Annotated in this window: 19 protein-coding genes; 12 read left to right on the top strand and 7 right to left on the bottom strand. The window is 64.7% G+C overall.

What is annotated here, in order from left to right; translation table 11 throughout:
* Positions 1 to 12: 12 nt before the first annotated feature.
* Positions 13 to 1407: a H(+)/Cl(-) exchange transporter ClcA gene (clcA, locus tag C2U37_RS11445; protein ID WP_103857999.1), complete on the bottom strand. Its 1395-nt coding sequence runs from the start codon at positions 1405 to 1407 to the stop codon at positions 13 to 15.
* A gap of 209 nt (positions 1408 to 1616) precedes the next feature.
* Here clcA and hemL point away from each other — a divergent pair, with 209 nt between their 5' ends.
* Both hemL and C2U37_RS11435 read left to right on the top strand, forming a co-directional pair.
* Complete coding sequence (gene hemL / locus C2U37_RS11440; RefSeq protein ID WP_104452312.1) at positions 1617 to 2903, top strand: glutamate-1-semialdehyde 2,1-aminomutase; 1287 nt, start codon at positions 1617 to 1619, stop codon at positions 2901 to 2903.
* A gap of 199 nt (positions 2904 to 3102) precedes the next feature.
* Positions 3103 to 3915: a hypothetical protein gene (locus C2U37_RS11435; RefSeq protein ID WP_042016292.1), complete on the top strand. Its 813-nt coding sequence runs from the start codon at positions 3103 to 3105 to the stop codon at positions 3913 to 3915.
* 46 nt (positions 3916 to 3961) lie between these two features.
* On the opposite strand, the gene C2U37_RS11430 is transcribed toward C2U37_RS11435, so the two are convergent.
* Both C2U37_RS11430 and C2U37_RS11425 read right to left on the bottom strand, forming a co-directional pair.
* The gene (locus C2U37_RS11430) at positions 3962 to 4864 is read right to left on the bottom strand and encodes a sulfite exporter TauE/SafE family protein (protein ID WP_041213870.1); all 903 of its coding nucleotides are present in this window, start codon (positions 4862 to 4864) and stop codon (positions 3962 to 3964) included.
* 259 nt (positions 4865 to 5123) lie between these two features.
* The gene (locus C2U37_RS11425; protein WP_104452311.1) at positions 5124 to 5807 is read right to left on the bottom strand and encodes a phosphatase PAP2 family protein; all 684 of its coding nucleotides are present in this window, start codon (positions 5805 to 5807) and stop codon (positions 5124 to 5126) included.
* A gap of 202 nt (positions 5808 to 6009) precedes the next feature.
* On the opposite strand from C2U37_RS11425, the gene C2U37_RS11420 reads away from it, so the two are divergent.
* Positions 6010 to 6525 carry a DUF2937 family protein gene (locus C2U37_RS11420; protein ID WP_104452310.1) on the top strand — a complete coding sequence of 172 codons (516 nt, stop codon included), beginning with the start codon at positions 6010 to 6012 and terminating at the stop codon, positions 6523 to 6525.
* A gap of 42 nt (positions 6526 to 6567) precedes the next feature.
* On the opposite strand, the gene C2U37_RS11415 is transcribed toward C2U37_RS11420, so the two are convergent.
* On the bottom strand, positions 6568 to 7449 hold the full coding sequence (locus C2U37_RS11415; RefSeq protein ID WP_104452309.1) for a LysR family transcriptional regulator: 882 nt from the start codon (positions 7447 to 7449) through the stop codon (positions 6568 to 6570).
* Between the two features lie 157 nt (positions 7450 to 7606).
* Between C2U37_RS11415 and C2U37_RS11410 the strand changes: the two genes are divergently transcribed.
* Together C2U37_RS11410 and C2U37_RS11405 are read left to right on the top strand one after the other, a co-directional pair.
* Positions 7607 to 7999: a DMT family transporter gene (locus C2U37_RS11410; RefSeq protein WP_042016295.1), complete on the top strand. Its 393-nt coding sequence runs from the start codon at positions 7607 to 7609 to the stop codon at positions 7997 to 7999.
* On the top strand, positions 7987 to 8307 hold the full coding sequence (locus C2U37_RS11405) for an SMR family transporter (protein ID WP_104452308.1): 321 nt from the start codon (positions 7987 to 7989) through the stop codon (positions 8305 to 8307). Before C2U37_RS11410 ends, C2U37_RS11405 begins: the two co-directional genes overlap by 13 nt.
* Before the next feature lie 89 nt (positions 8308 to 8396).
* Here C2U37_RS11405 and gloA2 read toward each other — a convergent pair whose 3' ends face one another.
* The 3 genes from gloA2 to hrpB form a co-directional block, all read right to left on the bottom strand.
* Entirely contained in the window at positions 8397 to 8798 is a 402-nt protein-coding gene (gloA2, locus tag C2U37_RS11400) for an SMU1112c/YaeR family gloxylase I-like metalloprotein (RefSeq protein WP_104452307.1), read from the bottom strand.
* 42 nt (positions 8799 to 8840) lie between these two features.
* Positions 8841 to 11162, bottom strand: a complete 2322-nt coding sequence (mrcB, locus tag C2U37_RS11395; protein ID WP_010675566.1) for a penicillin-binding protein 1B — start codon at positions 11160 to 11162, stop codon at positions 8841 to 8843.
* 121 nt (positions 11163 to 11283) lie between these two features.
* On the bottom strand, positions 11284 to 13737 hold the full coding sequence (hrpB, locus tag C2U37_RS11390; RefSeq protein ID WP_104452306.1) for an ATP-dependent helicase HrpB: 2454 nt from the start codon (positions 13735 to 13737) through the stop codon (positions 11284 to 11286).
* Between the two features lie 184 nt (positions 13738 to 13921).
* On the opposite strand from hrpB, the gene thpR reads away from it, so the two are divergent.
* The 7 genes from thpR (at position 13922) to panB (ending at position 19711) form a co-directional block, all read left to right on the top strand.
* Positions 13922 to 14467 carry an RNA 2',3'-cyclic phosphodiesterase gene (thpR, locus tag C2U37_RS11385; protein WP_039040852.1) on the top strand — a complete coding sequence of 182 codons (546 nt, stop codon included), beginning with the start codon at positions 13922 to 13924 and terminating at the stop codon, positions 14465 to 14467.
* The gene (gene sfsA / locus C2U37_RS11380) at positions 14464 to 15207 is read left to right on the top strand and encodes a DNA/RNA nuclease SfsA (protein WP_104452305.1); all 744 of its coding nucleotides are present in this window, start codon (positions 14464 to 14466) and stop codon (positions 15205 to 15207) included. The genes thpR and sfsA overlap by 4 nt, the downstream gene beginning before the upstream one ends.
* Before the next feature lie 119 nt (positions 15208 to 15326).
* Positions 15327 to 15776, top strand: coding sequence for an RNA polymerase-binding protein DksA (gene dksA / locus C2U37_RS11375; protein ID WP_029314801.1), 450 nt, complete (start codon positions 15327 to 15329; stop codon positions 15774 to 15776).
* A gap of 109 nt (positions 15777 to 15885) precedes the next feature.
* Positions 15886 to 16788 (top strand): tRNA glutamyl-Q(34) synthetase GluQRS, encoded by a 903-nt coding sequence (gene gluQRS, locus C2U37_RS11370; protein ID WP_104452304.1) that lies wholly within the window; start codon positions 15886 to 15888, stop codon positions 16786 to 16788.
* Between the two features lie 100 nt (positions 16789 to 16888).
* Entirely contained in the window at positions 16889 to 18388 is a 1500-nt protein-coding gene (gene pcnB, locus C2U37_RS11365) for a polynucleotide adenylyltransferase PcnB (RefSeq protein WP_052815237.1), read from the top strand.
* A 10-nt stretch (positions 18389 to 18398) separates the two neighbouring features.
* Positions 18399 to 18896 (top strand): 2-amino-4-hydroxy-6-hydroxymethyldihydropteridine diphosphokinase, encoded by a 498-nt coding sequence (folK, locus tag C2U37_RS11360; protein WP_104452303.1) that lies wholly within the window; start codon positions 18399 to 18401, stop codon positions 18894 to 18896.
* Between the two features lie 20 nt (positions 18897 to 18916).
* Positions 18917 to 19711 carry a 3-methyl-2-oxobutanoate hydroxymethyltransferase gene (gene panB, locus C2U37_RS11355; RefSeq protein ID WP_042864977.1) on the top strand — a complete coding sequence of 265 codons (795 nt, stop codon included), beginning with the start codon at positions 18917 to 18919 and terminating at the stop codon, positions 19709 to 19711.
* Positions 19712 to 19784 lie beyond the last annotated feature (73 nt).

Raw genomic sequence — 19784 nt, 5'->3', positions numbered from 1 at the left:
ATAAACAAAGAGTTAACCGGTCGCGATGCTGCTTTCACCCCGGTTTTGACGCGCAGCAAGCCGTAAAGTCCGCTCCAGGATCTGGGAATAGATGGGACGCCCCCCCAACCATTGCGCCACCAGGGTTGCCCCTATGGTGGTGATCATCATGGGCAGGATCAGCTGATAGTTGTCTGTCATCTCTGTCACCAGCACGATGCCTGTAATGGGGGCACGCACGGTGGCGGCGAAGAGCGCCCCCATGCCGGCGATGGCAAAGGCACCCGGTTCGATGCCGAGATCGGGAAATGCAGAGTGGAACAGGTGACCAAAGATCACCCCGAACAGGGTGCCCAGCGCCAGGGTCGGCGCAAAGACACCACCAGGGGCCCCCGAGCAAAAGCAGATGAGGGTACCCACCAGTCGCACCGAGAAGATGATGAAGAGGGTCGCCACCGCATAGTCTCCCCCCGTCAGATGCGGGATGAGCTCGATTCCCCCTCCCGTGACCGAAGGGGCGAACAGCGACAGCATGCCAAAGGTTCCAGCCACCCCCATGCCGATGATGACGAAGCGGTGGCGCTTGTTCTGATGCAATGCCAGGTAGCCATCTTGACAGGCGAGCACCAGCTTGTTGAAGACGAACCCCAGCACACCAAAGCAGCCCCCCATGAAGAGAAACAGCCAGAGCGCCTTCAAGGCCGGAGCGTCGTAGTGAGGCAGCATGATGACGGGGGATTGCCCTTTCATGTTCTGCAGCATCAGGGTCGCCATGACGGCCGAAATCCCGACCGCCTTGATGGCGAGGAAGGAGTAGCGAAATTGCGGTCGCATCTCTTCCATGACAAACAGTATCCCTGCCAGCGGGGCATTGAAGGCCGCAGCGAGACCACCCGCCGCACCGGCAGCCAGCAGGGCGTGGCCATGCTCCTTGGGCAACCGGAAGATATCCGCCACCATCTTGCCGAGGTTGCCCCCTATCTGCACCGAGGGCCCCTCCCGCCCCAGCACCATGCCGGAACTCAGGGTACAGACCCCGCCAAAAAACTTTACCGGCAACACCCGCCACCAGCGTACCGGGCGCAGGTCGTCCATGGCCCCTTCAATTTCCGGGATACCGGATCCCCCTGCCTCTGGGGCAAAGGCATGAGTGAGGAAATAGCCGACCAACCCCAGCAGGGCGCTGAAACCAAAGCCGAGCAGGCCGAGCTGCCACCAGGGGCGATCGGCCAGCAAGTCAACACGCTGCTGGGCCAGCCAGTGAACGCAAGACTCGAACAGTCCGCACACCAAGCCTGCCAGCAGGCCGACCAGGGCCGCCAGCAGGAGCACCAGCAGCGGCATCTTGTCCCGCCGTATCAGGCGCTGCAAGACTGGAGGACGACGCAGCGAGGCCGCATCGGCGGAAGGAATGGCTTGTTGCTCCATGGATAATCACGCTCATCTAACGAGGACCAGACACACCTCGGCCTCGGCTGCCCAGCTCTGGGCCTTTCTGCTATAGTCGGCCCGTTTCATGTTTCACGGGCGAGAGTCCGGGGCGAGAGCGCAAAGCATACTCCTCCCGCCATCCCCTGCCGAGCCGCAATCGGCAGCCTGCGCCCGGGTAACGACCAAAATCCCATTAAGGATGATCCATGTCAAAATCAGATCAGCTGTTTGAACAGGCCCGCCAGACCATTCCCGGTGGCGTCAACTCACCGGTCCGCGCCTTCAACGGGGTCGGCGGCACACCCCGCTTCATCGATCACGCCGATAGCGCCTACCTCTATGACGTGGACGGCCAGGCCTATGTGGATTACATCGGTTCCTGGGGCCCCATGCTGCTGGGTCACAACCACCCGGCCATCAAGGCCGCGGTCATCAAGGCGGTGGAGAAGGGACTGAGCTACGGTGCCCCGACCGAGATCGAAGTGCTGATGGCCGAGAAGGTGCGCCAGATCGTCCCCTCCATGGAGCAGGTGCGGATGGTCAACTCCGGCACCGAGGCGACCATGAGCGCCATCCGGCTGGCCCGCGGCTACACCGGTCGCGACAAGATCGTCAAGTTTGAAGGCTGCTACCACGGCCACGCCGACTCCCTGCTGGTCAAGGCCGGTTCCGGCGCCCTCACCCTGGGTCAGCCCAACAGCCCGGGCGTACCGGCCGATTTCGCCAAACACACGCTCACCTGTGTCTTTAACGATCTGGACTCGGTGCGCGAAGCCTTCACCCAGTACGGCAGCGAGATCGCCTGTATCATCGTCGAGCCGGTGGCCGGCAACATGAACTGCATCCCGCCGGTGCCCGACTTCCTGGAAGGGCTGCGCGCCATTTGTGACGAGTTCGGCGCCCTGCTGATCCTGGATGAGGTGATGACGGGTTTTCGCGTCTCCCTGCGTGGTGCCCAGGGCCACTACAACATCGACCCGGATCTCACCACCCTCGGCAAGATCATCGGTGCCGGCATGCCGGTAGGCGCCTTCGGCGGCAAGAAGAAGGTGATGCAGCACATCGCCCCGACCGGCCCCGTCTATCAGGCTGGTACCCTCTCCGGCAACCCGGTGGCCATGGCCGCCGGCCTCACCATGCTGGATCTGCTGCTGGAGCCGGGCCTCTATGAGCAGCTGAGCGCCAAGACCGCCCGTGTCGCCGAAGGGCTCAAAGCCGCCGCCGCCAGGCACGGCATCCCGCTTGCCATCAACTACGTGGGCGGCATGTTCGGCTTCTTCTTCACCGACGAGCCCGAGATCACCCGCTACGAGCAGGTGACCCGCTGCGACATGGAACGCTTCAAGCGCTTCTATCATCTGATGCTGGAGGAGGGTGTCTATCTGGCACCGAGCGCCTACGAGGCGGGCTTCCTGTCGCTGGCTCACGGCGACAAGGAGATCGAACACACCCTGGCGGCCGCCGAGCGCAGCTTCGCCAAGCTGGCTGGCTGACAAGCCGCAAGATGTGCAGAGGGCCCCGATGGGGCCCTTTTTTGTTTGCTCGCCCCGACGAGGCACCGTAGTGGTGCATCTTTAAGTCCCTCACCGGAGCCTTGCCACCTGCTGGTGCGCCGCGCCGTACACGGGCTGTCATAAATCGGGCCCACAATTTGCAGGCCCCTGCTCAGGAGCCCATTGGACCGAGGTGTATATGGCAGAGATGAGCCCCATCGATGTGCTGCGGCGCTATCAGGAGTACGAAACCGAGCTGGCCCCCCTGCTGCTGGGGCTACTCACCCTCCCCGAGGCGTCTCTCAAGACCTATGCCTTCGTCGAGGAGGTGAAGAGCCTGGCCCCCCAGATCAGGCCAGCCATACTGGCGCCCGTTCCGGCGGCCCAGGGGCAGCTGCGCCTGCTGGTGCAGGGCCATGGCCGGGAGCTGGAGATCAACCTGCACCAGCTGATCGCCTGGCTGATGGGGGACAGAGAGCGGCGGCGCGCCATTCCCTGGTTCAGGGCCGTCTACGTCGTCCTGAGTCTGGCCCTGTTTCTCATCGTCGGCACCCTCATCTGGCACGGGCTGGAACAGCTCTATCTGCTCCTGTGCGGCACCCAGCAGAACCGACTGGGAGCCTTCAGCGCCATCATCTTCCTCACGCTCGCGCTGGCGGTGTTCGATCTCGGCAAGACCATCCTCGAAGAGGAGGTGCTGCTGCATAAGGACATCTTCCGCCACAGCGCCATCCGGCGCACCATTACCCGCTTTATCGCCGCCATCCTGATCGCGGTCTCCATCGAGGGGTTGCTGCTGCTGTTCAAGGGATCCCTCGGCCAGAGCGAACTGCTCTGGCCTGCGGTGGGGGTGATGGGCTGCGCCGTGGGGTTGCTGCTGGCGCTGGGGCTCTATGTGTTTCTCGGTGCCAGGGCGGAAGCCGCACTGGTCGCCTCCAGCCAGCAGACTGCCCACTCGGAGGGGGCTGCCAGAGGCATCAGAAGACGCGCCAGGACCGGGCGAGCGGGATGACATACCAACACGGGGCGCCCGTGCAGGCGGGCTTCGCCGACGCCAGCTAGCTCGTCGCCTCTGCCAGCTCGGGCGCTGGCTGTCGCCGCGCCGCCCGCCAGGAGGCGTACATGGTCCAGGAGGTATAGATGACGATGAAGGCCACCAGCCATTTGAGCATCTCCATCTCCATGGATTTGACCAGCATGGCCGCCAGCACCACGCCGATGGGGCCGAAGATGGCCACCGCCAGCACGGCCCGCGCATCGAAAGCCCCCTTGCGAATGAAGGTCCCCGCCGAGAAGACGCTGAGCACGGCGGTGGATCCCATCATGATGGGGAAGGCCACCAGCGGGTTCATGCCGAGCAGATAGACCAGGGTCATGCAGGGGGCGAACAGGCCGATACCGACGTTCATCAGGGCTCCGAACAGGAAGTTGCCGGCAAGGGCGATCCCCAGCTTGTAACCGCTCAGCCCCATGGCCTCGCCACCGAGGGGGAAGAGCCCAAGCAGACCGGCAAAGATGAGACCGGCGACCACCAGCAGGGAGACCGCCATGACCAGCCGGATGGTCTGGCGATCAAAGGAAGCCACGTAACGGGCGCCCCAGGCCGCACCGGCCGCCGCAGCCGCCATCATGCTGATGAGGGTGACGGGATCCACGTTGACCACGCCGATGAAGATGAGAGCCTGGGTCACGGTCGGCAGCACGCACTGGCCGTTGAGGGTACCGGGCAGCACCCGATCATCGATCAGCCTGAACTGCTTGTAGCAGGCGGTCTTCACCGCAAAGCTCCCCACCCCCAGGGTATCGAGAAAATTGGCCACAAAACCGATGGCCGCCACCGGCCAGAAAGGGGTGGCTTCGAGCTGGCCATGACGCCGTTTGTGCCACCAGGCACGGACCAGCATAAAGAGAAAGACCAGGGCACAACCGATAAACAAGAGACGCAGAAAAGTGACAAGCATGGGGAGACCTCCAACAACGGGCGGCGATTCTAAGGCAGCGGAGGGAAAAAATCCTGGCCAGGATCATGAGACGACGGGTGCAAACGTTTGGCCCCGACTATTTTGGCTGGCAGAACCCGAATGGGGCTATCCATACTGGTTGGGAGGGCGACAGCCCGGGCTCATCGGGCGTAGTCCTGGTCATTTCGCGACGACCACAGCACCGGTGAGGCGTAAACGAAAGAAGGCGGGGTGACCCGCCTTCTTTTTTCATTCTCCGTCAGGCAATCCAGCGTGGCAGCCGGGGAGCCAGGCGGTCGATCAGGCGATCCGACACGGGAGTGAGCAACAGCAGCGGCAGGCAGATCAGGGAGAGGCAAAGAGCGCCCACATAGACGTCCGTCATCCAGTGCGCACCAGCCAGGATGCGGGGCGCCGAAAACAGGGGTACCATCACCACCGCAACCACCCCGGCCCAGCGCGGCAGATAGCGCAGGGCAAAACCGGCGAAGATCATCAGGAAGAGGGCGTGATCACCGGGGAAGCTGTCACCGGCGGAGTCCTTGGTGGGAATCGCACTGATCTCGGTCAGGCGCAGTGCCCCGTCCACCATCAAGGTGGGGCTGGGACGGCTGACCGGCAACAGATGCCCGAGCTGATCGATCACCAGAGCCCCCAGCAGCATCACGACCCCCATGGCCACCAGACGACGGCGCTCCTGCCCGTCGGCACGGAAGAAGCAACTGGCAAGGATCCCGCCCATGCAGGCCAGCGCGACCAGATCGAACAGGCGGTTGTTGGTGATGGCCACCAGATCGGCCCAACGGGGGGAGTGGCCAATCCAGCCATTGACCAGCTGGAAGAGGGCGAGATCCCACCCATCCCAGGGGCCGTGCTCAGGCAGGGCGCCCCAACTGAAGGCGATGAGGCCCCCGGCCAGATAGAAAGGAATGAACTTGCTCATGCCGACGTGTCCTTCGAAAAACGCTCATTCTAGGCCAGCCGCAAGATGACTTGCATCACAAAAGTGTAAGAATTCGTGTAACAAAGGTATTCCATCGGCTCTTCTTTTGGCGCCGCCGACCGGGTGGGCGAGCGCGCCCCCTCCTTGGCTCTCCCACCGGTTGCGGCTAGTATGGGCGCTCCCTTCGTTCAGGATGATGATGATGCGCAGCTACCTTCGCATGATGTTGTTTGCCCTCGGTTTGCTGGCAGGTGTACAGATCCCCGGGCTGGTCGATCTCTACTTCCAGCGGCTGGATGCCCGGCTGCAGCAAGCCGGTCTGGCGCTGGCCCCCTTCCAGCGCACGGCGGACCAGCACTTCAATGGCGATCTGCAGGCGCTGGTCGCCCATTACGGTGCCAGCCAGGATCCCGTCTTCACCCAGGATGCCACCAGCCTCCAGCAACTGGTGAACCAGCAGCAGCACCTTCAGGGGGAGATCGCCGTGCGGGAGAGCCCCTGGTACCAGCAGCTCTCCCACCTGTTGCTGCGCGCCGATACCGCCCTCTGGCAGGATACCCTGCACAACTACGGCTATGTGGTCCCCCTCAAACAGGCCGCCATTTTCTGCGGCGTGGCGGCGGGTCTGCTGGCCTCCCTGGCGGGGGATCTGCTGCTCGGCCTCCTGCTGCTGCCATTTCGCTCCCGCCAGCGCGTCCCCCGTCACGGCCTGCGCTGATCCCCTCTCACTGCCAACCGGGGTGCCCGCCCCGGTTGGCGGCTACTCGAAGGGTTGGAGATAGGCTTCTATGGCCTTCTTCAGCCAGGCCAACACCTTGCCGTGATGGGCGTTCTCCGACAGATAGACTCCGTAATCGCGCCACTGCAGGCTGAACTTGTGCTTCAGGGTCAGCAGCTCCCCCTGGCGCAGCTGGCTCTGGATAAGGGGTGAAGGCAGCACCGCCCAGCCCAGACCATCCAGCACCGCATCCCGCATCAGTTCGAAACTCGACAACCCGATATGCTGCCCTCCGATGGGCAGCAGGCTCTTGACCGAAAACGCGTCCACATAGGAGAGGGTGACCTGGGTGTGATCGGTCAGATCCTGCTGCAACACCCGCTTCAGCCCAGCCAGCGGGTGGCTTGGCGCGACCACCATCAGGGTGCGGATCGGGTTGAGCACGTCGATGCAAAGACCGCTGCGCTCCTGTTCCTCGGTGATGAGGCCGAAGGCGGCATCCACGAACCCCTCTTCCACCAGGGCCGGCAGCTCCGGCGGTGAGGCCAGCACCAGGGAGATGCTGGTGCCCGGAAACTGGCGACGTAGCGCCCCCAGCATCTCGCGCCATACCACCTCGGGAATGGCGTCGTCCCGGGCTACCCGCAGCGCCACCTCGGCACCGGAGGCATGGTGCTCGCACTTGAGCTTCAGGCTGTTGGCGGCCTGCAACAGCCGCCGACAGTCATCCAGCACTTGCTCGCCGATTTCGGTCAGCCGGCTCTGGTTCGCCCCTCGTTCGAAAAGTTCGACGCCAAGCTCCACTTCCAGGGTTGCAATCGCCGAGCTCACTGCGCTGCGACTCTTGCCAAGTCGTCTGGCGGCATTGGCTATCGAACCACTGTCTGCTGTTTCTACAAAGAGTTGTATCTGATTTAGCTTCATGACTTCAAACTGGCGGCAGATTATTCCATCACCACCTTATCCCCTGGTCCGCCCCCAAGGCAAACAAGCAGCGACAGCTTTCTCGACGCTCAGCGATAACCTTGCCCGTTTCGGGTGCCGTTATCCTCTCTTCGTCGCAGCAACAGAAGGAAACTGCATGTCATCCCGTCCCCTGCTTTTGGCCCGCCTCTTCCTGACGGGGGCCATCCTGACCGAGGTCGCCGGCACCTCCTCCATGGCCCTGATCCCAAAGAGCGAGAGCGGCTGGATCCACTATCTGCCGATGTGGCTCCTCATCACCCTCTCCTACCTGCTGCTCGCCAAGGCCGCCAGGACAATCTCCATTGGTATCGCGTTTGCGCTGTGGGAAGGGCTGGGGATCGCCCTCATCACCGCCGTCTCCGTCCTGTTCCTCGGCTACGAGCTGAGCATCCAGGAGTGGATCGGACTGGCGCTGGCCATAGTGGGGATTGTCATGGTGACCCTGGGCGAGACCCATGATGTACCAGCCCCCACCCGCCAGAGGAGGGAAGCCCCATGCACCCGTTGATCATCGTACTGGGCGCCGCCCTGCTGGATATCGGCGCCAACATGGCAATCAACCGCTCCATCGGTTTTCGTGACAAGGGGTGGGGCGTCCTCGGCATTCTGCTGGTGCTCTGTGCCTTCACTCTGCTCAGCGAGGCGGTCAGTACCGGCAAGATCGATCTGGCCGTGGCCTATGCCACCTGGGGCGCCATCGGCATTCTGGGCACCGCCATCGGGGGCCTGCTGCTGTTCGGCGAGCGCCTCAGACCCGTCGGCTGGCTCGGCATGGTGGTGATGGCGGTGGCGGTCGCCCTGCTGACCACAGCATGATCCCCTCTCCAACCCCATGAAAAAAGCCGCCCTGTTCCCAGGGCGGCCTTTTCATGGTCAAACCGATCACCCAGATTGCAACAGGCAGCCTAACGCGCTGCCTCGTACAGCTCCAGCGGCAGGCCGTCGGGGTCGGCGAAGAAGGTAAAGCGCTTGCCGGTCAGCTCGTCCACCCGCACCGGCTCCACTTCCACCCCGTGCTGCTCCAGGTGGGCGATGACCCGGTCGAGATCCGCCACCCGAAACGCCAGGTGGCGCAACCCGCACGCCTCCGGCCGGGAGGGGCGCGGTGGCGGCGCCGGGAAGCTGAACAGCTCCAGCTGGCTGCCGTCCGGCAGCGCCAGATCCAACTTCCATGACTGACGCTCGACCCGCAGGGTCTCGGCAATGATGGGCAACCCCAGCACCTGGTGATAGAAGTGGCGCGAGCGCGGATAGTCGCTGGCGATGATGGCCACGTGATGGATGGCCTCAAACAGGGGATGGGTCATGACAATCCTTGCAAAACGGGCAGCCTGGGCTGCCCGTCTTCGTCAGTTGAAGAAACCGTTGAACCAGTTGTCCAGGGCATTCGCCGGGTCCGAGACCGGGCTGGCACAGCTCATGGGCTCGGCCAGACCGGCCAGCTTGGCCGGCACCTGGAGACTGCCGGGACAATCGCTGGCCACCCGGGCACCGCTCGAGCGGGAGAAGTTGGCCCAGCTCACCCCTTCGGGCATCTTCAGCCCCAGGCTGTTGACCCCTCGCTGGCTCATGTAGCCGCTGAACAGCTGCAAGGCGCCACTGGCACCGGTCAGCCCGGCCGGGGTGTTGTCGTCACGGCCGACCCAGACGCTCACCAGCTCGTTGTTGTCCATCCCGGCAAACCAGGAGTCTCGCAGCTCGTTGGTGGTACCGGTCTTGGCGGCCATGGTGGCCCCGGGGAACTTGGCACCGAGCGCCCGGGCCGTCCCCTGGCTCACCGTCTTGGTCATGGCGAACAGGGTCAGCCAGCTTGCCTGGGGATCCGTCACTCGCTTGGCCGCTTCGTCATGCTGGTAGAGCTGGCGCCCCTCGCCATTCACCACGGCCCGGATGGCCGACAGGGGCTGGGTCAACCCCTGGTTGGCAATGGGCAGGTACATCTGGTTCACCTCCATGGGCGAGAGGGCCACCGCCCCCAGCACCAGGGACGGATAGGGCTGGATCTCCTGCTGCACCCCCAGCTTGTGCAGGGTGTCCACCACCTTGTCCAGGCCTATCTGCATCCCGAGGTTGACGGTCGGCACGTTGAGGGAGCTGGCAAGCGCCTCCATCAGGGGCACGCTCTGGCGGAACTTGCGGTCGTAGTTCTGCGGCGTCCAGATCTGGCCATCCTGGCCGCGAATGCGGATCGGCTGATCTTTAAGCGGCGTGCCCAGGGTCAGGCCGTTGGAGAGACCGGTCAGGTAGACCGCCGGTTTGACCAGGGAGCCAATCTGACGGCGGGCATCCAGCGCCCGGTTGAAGCCGGCGTAGCGGGGATCCCGTCCCCCCACCATGGCGACCACCTCGCCCTTGTGCCAATCGGAGACCACCATGGCCGCCTCCAGCTTCTTCTTGCCACGCTGCTTCTCGATGGTGGCCAGACCCGACTCCACCGCCTGCTCGGCGGCGTGCTGGGCGATGGGATCCAGACTGGTGAAGATCTTGAGGCCGGACTGCTTGAGCAGATCCGGGCCGAAGCGGTTCTGGATCTCCCGCTTGAGCAGCCCCATGAAGGCCGGGGTACGGCCATAGCTCATCTGGCCGCGGGCGATGATGCCAAGGGGCTGCTTGCTGGCCAGGTCATACTCGGCCTGGGTCAGGCTGCCGTGATCCGCCAGCAGTTTCAGCACCAGATCCCGGCGCGCCTTGGCCCGGTCCGGGAAGCGCCAGGGATCGTAATAGGAGGGGCCCTTCACCATGCCCACCAGCAGGGCCACCTGATCGATGTCCAGCTCGTTGACCGGAATACCGAAGTAGAAGTAGGAGGCGAGCCCGAAGCCGTAAACCCCCTGGGAGAAGTTCTGCCCCAGATAGACCTCGTTGAGGTAGGCCTCCAGGATCTCGTCCTTGCTGTAGCGGTAGTCGATGAGCACCGCCATGTAGGCTTCCTGCAGTTTGCGCCACAGGCTGCGCTCACGGGTCAGGAAGAAGTTCTTGGCGAGCTGCTGGGTGAGCGTACTGCCCCCCTGCACGGTGCGACCCGCCAGCAGGTTGGCTGCCATGGCGCGCATGATGGCCACCGGCGAGACACCGCCGTGCTGGTAGAAGTCCCTGTCTTCCGTGGTGAGCAACGTCACCAGCAGGCTGTCCGGCACCTCGGAGAGGCGTACCAGCAGGCGGTCTTCCCGATCCTCGGTGTTGAGGCGATCGAGCAGCACCGGGTCCATCTGGGCATAGCCGAGCTGGCGCTGGTTCTCCAGGGACTGGATCCCCTCGAGGCGCGCCCCGTTGAAGGTGAGACGCAGGCCACGGGCGCCGTCGGCACCGTCGTGGAACTCGAACGGCCGGCGCACCAGCTCGATGCGATTGCCGCTCACCGCGTACTCACCCGGGGTATGGGGCTGACGCACCTGCTTGTAGCTCAGCATGTTGAGCTCGCGCAGCATCTGGGTCTGGGAGAGCCGCTGGCTGGGATAGAGCTCCAGCGGGCGGCTGTAGACCATCACCGGCAACTGCCACTTCTCGCCGTCGAAGCGCTCGCGCACCTTGGTGTCGAGATAGATGCCAAACACCACCATGAAGGCCGCCACCACCAGAGAGAGCTTGAAGCCCAGCCAGAACAGGGTGCGCCAGATGGTGCGTTTGGGCGCCGCCTTCTTGGGCGTGCGCTTGCGTCGTTGGGTTGCCATAAATCCTCTTGTCGTTCTCCTCGCCATCCCGCTGATGCGAGCGGCCTGCGATGCCTGTTGTGGAGGGGGCTGTGCCACCGCCATCTTGTTCTGATCGTACCGACCGACACTGCCCCGTCGGCTACTCCTGCAATCCCATCTTTTTCTTGGTCACCCGGGTCGGCATCGCCTCCAGCGGGTTGTCCGGCCAGTAGTGACGGGGGTAGCGCCCCTTCATCTCTTTTTTCACCTGCTCATAGGATCCCGCCCAGAAGGCGGCGAGATCCGCGGTGATCTGCAAGGGGCGCTGGGCCGGGGAGAGCAGCTCCACTACCAGGGGCACCCGGCCATCGGCCACGCATGGGGTGGCGCCCAGCCCGAACATCTCCTGGATGCGCACCGGGATCGCTGGCGCCTGACCCGGCTGGTAGCGGATCCGCACCCGGCTGCCGGTCGGTGCGGTGAAGTGGCTCGGCAGCGCCTCGTCCAGCCGCCTTGGCAGGGGCCAGGGCAGAGACTGGCGCAGGATGTCGCTCATGTCGAGCCGCTTCAACTGCTCCAGCCGGGTCATGCCGCTCACCGCCGGCAGCAGCCACTGCTCGAGGTCGGCCAGCAGGCTCTCCTCATCCATGGCGGGCCAGGCTTCGTCGGGCAGCCAGTCGCGGGCGCAGCGCAAGCGGGCCAGCAGCCCCTCGCTGCTCTCGTCCCAGGGCAGCACGTGCAGCCCCTTGCGCCGAATGCCCTGCAGCAGGCAGCGCCCCTTCTGTTCATCGGAGAGATCCGTCAGCGGCCGCTGGCCGAGCACCAGCTCGCCGAGCACCTGCTGGCGCTCCGCACGCACCCGTTCCTCCCGATCGTCCCAGTCAAACCACTGGCGCTCGCCGACCAGCTCGGGCAGCTGGCGCACCAGCTCATCCAGCACCACCGGCTCGGCGATGAAGATGCGGCTGCCGCGCTCGTTCTGACCCATTTCGACGGCCACGATGGCCCCCTGCCCCTGGCAGGGATGCCCTTCTACCAGATCGCAGCTCACCCCGCCACTGAGCTGATAGCGACTGCCACTGCGCAGCTTGCCGATGCGATCGGGCCAGGCGAGGGCGCACAGCAACCCCAGCCATTGACCCTGCGGGCTGCTTGCCCGCACGCCGAGCCGCTCGAACCAGCGGGCCGCCCCCTGGCGCAGGGCGCCCTGACGGCGGTGGAACAGCACGGACAGGCGCTCCGATCCTCGCAGATCTTCTTCCAGCAGCGCCACCAGGAAAGCCGCATCGGCGACAATCCCTGTCAGACCCTCGGATTCCAGCTCCCGGGCCCGCAGCAACATGCGGGCGAGGCGGGGATGGGTGCCGAAGGCCGCCATGGCACGGCCTGCCGGGGTAAGTTGTTGCTCACCCTCCGGGGCCATGGCGCCCAGGGCAACCAGCAACCGCCAGGCGCTGGCCACGGCGGCAGGGGGCGGCATGTCCAGCAGGGGCAGCGCCTCCACCCGGGCCCCCCACTGAGCGGCGTCCATCAGCAGGCCGGTGAGCTCTTGCGTCAGGATGTCGGGGGGACTCTGCTCGGCGAGGCGCTCCTGCACCTCGCTGCTCCAGAGCCGATAGCAGACGCCGGGGCCAAGCCGCCCTGCCCGCCCCGCCCGCTGGGTGGCGGAGGCTTTGGCGATGGGCCGGGTCTCCAGCCGGGTAACGCCGCTCTTGATATCGAAGGTGGCGCGCCGCTCCAATCCGCTGTCGATGACCACGGAGATCCCCTCGATGGTGAGGGATGTCTCCGCCACGTTGGTGGTGAGCACCAGCTTGCGACGACCCGCAGGCGCAGGCTCGATGGCCGCTTGCTGGGCCGCGAGGTCAAGACGGCCATAAAGGGGAGCCAGGGTCACATCCCCTGGCAACCGCCCTTCCAGCCACTGTGCCAGCCGCTCTATCTCCCCCTGTCCCGGCAGGAACACCAGGGCACTGCCAGCCTGACTGGCGAGCGCCTCCAGCACCACGGCGCCGACCTGGGGCTCCAACCACTGCTGGCGATTGGCGGGGCGATAGTGGTACTCGATGGGAAAGCCGCGCCCCTCGGAGCGCACCACGGGGGCGCCTGGCAGCAGGCGCTCCAGGGCCATGCCATCCAGGGTGGCGGACATCACCAAGAGCTTGAGATCATCGCGCAACCCCTGCTGGCTTTCGATGGCGAATGCCAGCGCGGTATCGGCGTGCAGGCTGCGTTCGTGGAACTCGTCAAAGATGACGAGCGACACGCCGGTGAGCTCAGGATCCTGCTGCAGCATCCGGGTCAGCACCCCCTCGGTCACGATCTCGAGCCGGGTCTCGCTGCTGGTGCGGCTCTCCCCGCGCACTCGCAGGCCGATGCGCTCGCCCACCTTCTCCCCCAGCTGACGCGCGAGGAAGCTCGCGATGTTGCGCGCCGCAAGGCGCCTGGGCTCCAGCATGATGATGCGCCCGGGCAGCCGGTGCTGGCGCACCAACTCCAGGGGCAGCAGGGTCGATTTGCCCGCACCGGGGGGCGCCTGCAGGATCACGCTGGTATGGTTGTCGAGGGCTGCAAAGAGTTCGGGCAACACCGGGACGATGGGGAGGGAAGACAAAGCGATGGGCACCTTCTGTGACACTCCTGAAAAGGGGTCCATTCTGCCACAGCCTCCCGGCCATCGTAAGCGCCCCTGCCGGGCAGGGGCAGGAAGCGTCCGGTGCAACACGGCAAGACATCCCGGGAGCGGCTGCCATAGAATGGCCCTTATCCGATGCCCATCACGAGGACCGACACGCCGCATGCCCAAACTCTTCTTTGCCCTGCCCCTGCCAGAGCTTGCCCCCGAGCTTGCGACCTGGCGAGACCAGCGCCCCTGGCCCGGCCAGCCGGTGCCCGAGAGCAACCTGCACCTGACCCTGGCCTTTCTCGGGGAGGCCGACGAAACGACCCAGGCTCGCCTGATCGCGGCCGCCGAGCGACAGCACTGCCCCCCTTTCAGCGTCCATCTGGATCAGACCGGCTGGTTTCAGCGCGCCAAAGCCGCCTGGGTGGGACCCGGTGAGTGGCCGAACGAGCTGACCGTGCTCGCGAGGGCACTGCGCCGCCACGGTGAAAAACTCGGGCTGGGCAACGGCGAGCAGGGCTATCGCCCCCACGTCACCCTGTCGCGCAAGGCGGGCGAGGCCCCCGGCGAGCTGCCTGCGCCGGATTTTCTGCTCAGGGCCGATCGCTTCTGCCTCTATCAATCCGTCAGCACGCCGGACGGCGTCCACTACGAACCGCTCGCCTGCTGGCCCCTGCGGGCCCGCGTCAAAAACCCGCACCGCGAGGAGCTCACCCCATGATCTTCGATCCCCCCCTGCAGTCCGGGCAGCTGATCTCCCGCTACAAGCGCTTCCTGACGGATGTCGCGCTCGACAACGGCGAGGTGATCACCATCCACTGCGCCAATACCGGCGCCATGACCGGCTGCGCCCTGCCGGGCACCCGGGTCTGGTACTCCACATCCGACAACCCCAAGCGCAAGCTGCCAAACAGTTGGGAAATCGCCGAGAGCCCGGCGGGTCACTTCATCTGCGTCAACACGGCCCGTGCCAACCAGATCGCCCGGGAGCTCATCGAACAGGGCGCCCTCGCCCCCCTGGCAGGCTATGCCAGGCTGCGCACCGAAGTGAAATACGGGGAAGAGAACAGCCGCATCGACCTGCTGCTGGAAGATGACAACAGGCCGGATTGTTACATCGAGGTGAAATCCGTCACCCTGCTCGACGAGCGGGAGCAACCCGGCATGGGGTACTTCCCCGATGCGGTCACCACCCGCGGCGCCAAGCACTTGCGTGAATTGATGGCCATGAAGGCGGCAGGGCACCGGGCCGTGCTGCTGTTCATGGTATTGCACTCCGGCATCGCGAGAATGCGCCCTGCAGCCCATATCGATCCGCACTATAGTCAGCTTGTTGAACAGGCGATGGCGGCAGGGGTTGAAATTTTATGCTATCGCCCCCATGTTGGGGTGCAGGGCATGGTGGCTCAGGATTTTATCCCATTTGAATCTGACCATATGCTACCCGAGGGCAGAGAATAAATGCAGAAGTGGGTAACATTATTGATAAGGCTTGTTTGCCTCCCGTTGACCCTTCTGCTATAGATGTCGCCCTCAATTTATGGATGGCACGGGTAGCGTGCTGAATTAGGAGACAGGGCATGCCAACAGGCGAAAACAGGAAATCTCTGGGCCCCCTGGCCATTGCGGGTGTAGAGCCTTACCAGATGAAAGCCGGTGAGGAGTACATGAATGACCAACAGAAGGTACATTTTCGCAAGATCCTGGGAGCCTGGCGCAACCAACTGATGCAGGAAGTTGACCGCACCGTCGACCACATGAAGGATGAGGCTGCCAACTTCCCGGATCCCGTGGATCGCGCCGCGCAAGAAGAAGAGTTTGCTCTCGAACTGCGCACCCGCGACCGTGAACGCAAGCTGATCAAGAAGATCGAGAAAACCTTGCTGCTGCTCGAAGAAGATGACTTCGGTTACTGCGAGCATTGCGGCATCGAGATCGGCATCCGCCGTCTGGAAGCCCGTCCGACCGCAGACCTCTGCGTGGACTGCAAGACGCTGGCCGAGATCAAGGAAAAACAGATGGCTGGCTGATGCCGCCCATCCACAGAAACGAAAAGGGAGCCCAGGCTCCCTTTTTTATTGAGCTTTTGGTCGGGCCGTCCCAGAATGCAGCCTCAATGCATCGCCTACCCGAATTGCCATGGTCATGACATCTCCCCACTCCCGACGCCCCTATGTGGGCCGCTTCGCTCCCTCACCGTCCGGCCCGCTCCACTTCGGCTCCCTGGTCGCCGCCCTTGGCAGCTTCTTGCAGGCCAGGGCGCAGCAGGGACGCTGGCTGGTGCGTATCGAAGACATCGACCCCCCGCGGGAGATGCCGGGAGCGGCTGACCTTATCCTCACCACCCTGGAGGCACACGGTCTTGGCTGGGATGGGGAGGTGATGTTCCAGAGCGCGCGCCATGGCCGCTATGACGAGATCATCGATCAGCTCTATCGGGCCGGGGATCTCTACTGGTGCCGCTGTACCCGACGCGAAATCATGGCCGCAGGGGGGTTCTACAACGGTCATTGCCGCACCCTGGGGCTGACCGCCGAGGGGGGTGCCGCCCGTTTGCGCCAGCACCACCCGGTCTATCGGTTCGAGGATGCGCTTCAGGGAGAGATCACCGTCCCCGCGGCGCTGGCGGAGGAGGACTTCATCGTGCGCCGCCGGGACGGGCTCTACGCCTACAACCTGGCGGTGGTGGTGGATGACATGGACAGCGGCATCACCGAGATCGTCCGCGGCGCCGATCTGCTGGAACCCACGGTGCGCCAGATTGCCCTCTACCAGACCCTGGGGGCAGAGGTGCCCGCCTGGGTGCACTTGCCGCTGGCGGTGCAAGCGGATGGCAACAAGCTCTCCAAGCAGAACCATGCGCCGGCGCTGTCGCAGGACGAGGTACGACCGGCCCTGTGGCAGGCGCTGCACTTTCTCGGTCAGTGCCCGCCGCCCGAGCTGATGGCGAGCCGGATCGACGAGATCATCGGCTGGGGCATCGCCCACTGGCAGCTGGCCCGGGTACCCCGCCAGCAGAAGATCCCGCAAGGGCAAAGCTAGCCCCGGCTGCATTTCTTGCCCCAAAAGGACCAATCAAGGGGAAGCAGGCCACACCGTTTCTCATTTGGTTGGGGCTGAGCTATGATAGGCCGCTATTTTTTTGGCCTCCCGTCAATTTGAAGTCATAACGAGGTGTACCATTTTTTCCCAGATCGCAAACTTTTGCCGCAAAGTGCTCGGCAAGGAAGACGGCGAGCAGTCGGTGGAGTCCCCCATTCCGGCCCGTGTCGCCGGACAGCGCCGTACCTTGAGCCGTGACCAGCACCCAATTTCGCGCAAAGAGATCAGCGAGAATGCCCTCAAGGTGCTCTATCGCCTGAACAAGGGGGGCTATGAGGCCTACCTGGTCGGCGGCGGCGTCCGTGACCTGCTGCTCGGGAAGACCCCCAAGGATTTCGACATCGCCACCGACGCGACGCCGGAGCAGATCAAGGCGCTGTTCAGCAACTGCCGCCTGATTGGCCGCCGTTTCCGCCTGGCCCACATCGTCTTTGGTCGTGACGTGATCGAAGTGGCCACCTTCCGGGGTCACCACCATCAGGTCAATACCAGCAAGCATGTGTCGGCCCAGTCCGATGAAGGCATGCTGCTGCGGGACAACGTCTACGGCACCATCGAAGAGGATGCCGAGCGTCGCGACTTTACCGTCAACGCCCTCTACTACAGCGCCAAGGATTTCACCCTGCACGATTTCGAGGGCGGGCTGGAAGATCTGGCCGCGCGCAGGCTGGAACTCATCGGTGACCCCGAGACCCGCTACCGGGAAGATCCGGTGCGGATGCTGCGTGCCGTGCGCTTCGCCGCCAAGCTCGACATGACCATCAGCCCGCGCACCGCCGCGCCCATCCGGGAGCTCGCCCCGCTGCTGCAGGACATCCCGGCCGCCCGCCTGTTCGAGGAGACCCTCAAGCTGTTCCTGGCGGGGGACGGTCTGGCCACCTACAAGCTGCTGCGGGAATACGGGCTGTTCCAGCCGCTGTTCCCCCAGGTAGCCGCCCTGTTCACGCCCCACGGCAACTCGCCCTACGAGCAGTTCATCGAGCAGGCACTGATGGACACCGATACCCGGGTCCGTGAAGAGAAGCGCGTCACCCCCGCCTTCCTCTACGCCACCCTGCTGTGGGGCGCCGTCGAGGCCCGCGGCCGTGTGCTGGAAAACGAGAGCGGTCTGCCCTGGTACGATGCCTTCATGCTGGCCATCAACGAGGTGCTGGACAACCAGGTGCGGATCATCGCCGTGCCGCGCCGCTTCACCACGGACGTGCGCGACATCTGGGCCCTGCAGCAGCGCCTGACCCGCCGCCAGGGCAAGCACCCCGAGCGCGCCATGGAGCACCCGAAATTCCGTGCGGCCTTCGACTTCCTGTTGCTGCGCAACCGGGTCGAGCGCGGCCTCGGCGAGCTGGCGAGCTGGTGGGAGCGCTATGTGGCCTCCAACCCGGACGTGCGCCCGCAACTGCAACGGGAGGCGACCCGCCGCCCGGCAAGCGGTGAGCGCGGTCAGGCCGGTGAGGCCCGCAGCAACGATGGCGAGAAGCGCAGCGGCAATGGCCGCAACCGCCGTCGCCCCCGTCGCCGCAAGCCGAAGTCGGCAGAGTAAGGATCCGCCGATGATCGAGGTCTTCGTCGCCATCGGCTCCAACCTGGCCGACCCCCTCGGCCAGGCTCGTCGCGCCATCGCCGCGCTGGCGACCCTGCCCGAGTCAGAGCTGCTGCAGACCTCCCACCTTTACGGCAGCCGCCCCATGGGCCCTGCGGATCAGCCGGACTACGTCAATGCCGTGGCGCGCCTTGCCACTCGCCTCAGCCCTCTGGCGCTGCTGGACGAGCTGCAGCGCATCGAGCAGGCACAGGGGCGAGTGCGCAAGGATGAGCGCTGGGGCCCCCGGACCCTGGATCTCGATCTGCTGCTGTACGGCGACGAGGTCATCCGGCATGAGCGCCTGACGGTGCCTCACTATGGCATGAAGGAGCGGGAGTTCGTCCTGCTGCCCCTTGCCGAGATAGCCCCCTCCCTGGTGCTGCCCTGCGGCACCCCGCTCACCGAACTGGTTGCCCGCAGCCCGCGCAATGGACTCGCGATCCTGGCCGGTGCAGCAGGCGAGTAGAGAAGAGTAGGAACAACGTAATGAGCAAGATCACCATTACCCACCTGCAGAAGATGAAGCAGGACGGACAGAAAATCACCGCCATCACCGCCTATGACGCCACCTTCGCCAAGCTGTTCGACGACGAGGGCGCCCAGGTGCTGCTCATCGGCGACTCCCTCGGCATGGTATTGCAGGGCGGAGACGACACCCTGGCGGTCAGCATGGACGAGATGGTCTATCACACCCGCTGCGTGGTGCGCGGTACCACCAATGCCCTGGTGGTGACCGACATGCCGTTCATGAGCTACGCCACCCCGGAGCAGACCTACCAGAACGCGGCGCGCCTGATGGCGGCCGGTGCCCGCATGGTGAAGATGGAAGGGGGGGACTGGCTGTGCGACTCCATCCGCCACCTGACCCGTAACGGGGTGCCGGTGTGCGGCCATCTCGGCCTGACCCCGCAATCCGTCCACGTGTTTGGCGGCTTCAAGGTGCAGGGGCGCGACGAATTCCACGCCCAGGAGATCTACCGCCAGGCGCTGGAGCTGCAAGCGGCCGGCATCCAGTTGCTGGTGCTCGAGTGCGTGCCCGTCTCTCTGGCAGAGCGCATCACCAAGGCGCTGCGCATTCCGGTGATCGGCATCGGTGCCGGCCCTGCCACCGATGGCCAGATCCTGGTAATGCACGATGCCTTCGGCATCACCTCGGGTTATGTGCCCAAGTTCACCAAGAACTTCCTGGCCGAGACCGGTGACATGCGTGCCGCCATTCGTCTCTACGTGCAGCAGGTGAGCGAGGGGACCTTCCCCGGCCCCGAGCACTGCTTCAACTGACTTTCTGTCGTCATGCGCGCGGGGGCCTGTGCCCCCGTCTTGCCCTCCCCCCTGACGACCCCCTCTTTTATTG

Origin of the sequence: Aeromonas sp. ASNIH1, assembly GCF_002934285.1 — a bacterium.
Classification (GTDB): Bacteria; Pseudomonadota; Gammaproteobacteria; order Enterobacterales; family Aeromonadaceae; genus Aeromonas; species Aeromonas caviae.
This window is presented reverse-complemented; position numbering and strand designations above follow the sequence as displayed.